This is a genomic window from Methylobacterium tarhaniae, from assembly GCF_001043955.1.
GTDB classification, from domain to species: domain Bacteria; phylum Pseudomonadota; class Alphaproteobacteria; order Rhizobiales; family Beijerinckiaceae; genus Methylobacterium; species Methylobacterium tarhaniae.
Window position 1 is genome coordinate 1 of sequence record NZ_LABZ01000306.1, and the last position, 841, is coordinate 841.

The window sequence follows — 841 nt, forward strand, 5'->3', positions numbered from 1 at the left end:
CCCGCCCTCGTCGCCCGTGACCTGCGCCGGGGCTACTACCGGGCGGACGAATCCGACACGCTGTGGGGGAGCCGATCATGAGCGCCGACACCCTCTCCACGGAAGCCCGCTCGAAGAAGTTCGGTGCCCAGGAGGCCGACGGCATCGTGCGCTGCGATGCCTGCCCGGTCCTGTGCCGGATCCGGCCCGGCCGCTCCGGCGCCTGCTCGCGCTACGCCAACGACAACGGCCACCTGGTGCGCACCGACCCGGTGGTGCTGCTCCACGACGCGGCGGAATCCGGCCGGAAGCTGGTGCCGTTCGGGGCGGCGGAATGGGACGGGCGGGTGCTCGATCCCTCGCGCACCTTCGTCACCGGCATCGGCGCCGGCACCACCTACCCGGATTACAAGCCCGCCCCCTTCATCGTGGCGAGCGAGCACGAGGGCGTCGAGACCGTCACGGTCGTGACCGAGGGCATCTTCAGCTATTGCGGCGTCAAGGTGAAGATCGACACCGACCGCCATCTCGGCCCCGAGCGCGCCGCGATCCGGGTCAACGGCGAGGAGGTCGGCCACGTCACCACCGCCGAGTACGGCTCGCAGATGCTGTCGGTCGGCGGCGTGCGACACCTCACCGGCGGCTCGAAGAAGGAAGGCACCGTCACCTGCGACACGCTGCTCCGCCTCTGCGCGGGCGATCCGGTGACGATGACGATCGAGGGCGGCCACGAGGTCGTGGTCCAGGCCGGCCATGCCCCGATCGTCGACGGTACGCCGGAGCAGCGCATGCGCGTCGGCTGCGGCTCGGCGACGGTCGGCATCTTCGCCCGGCAATGGCTGGGACACGCCGACGAGGTGAT

1 pseudogene is annotated in these 841 nt (G+C 71.1%); it reads left to right on the forward strand.

Features of this window, described 5'->3' with window-relative positions:
- Positions 1–77: 77 nt before the first annotated feature.
- Positions 78–841: pseudogene (locus VQ03_RS29260) on the forward strand (6-hydroxynicotinate reductase); the annotation flags it as partial.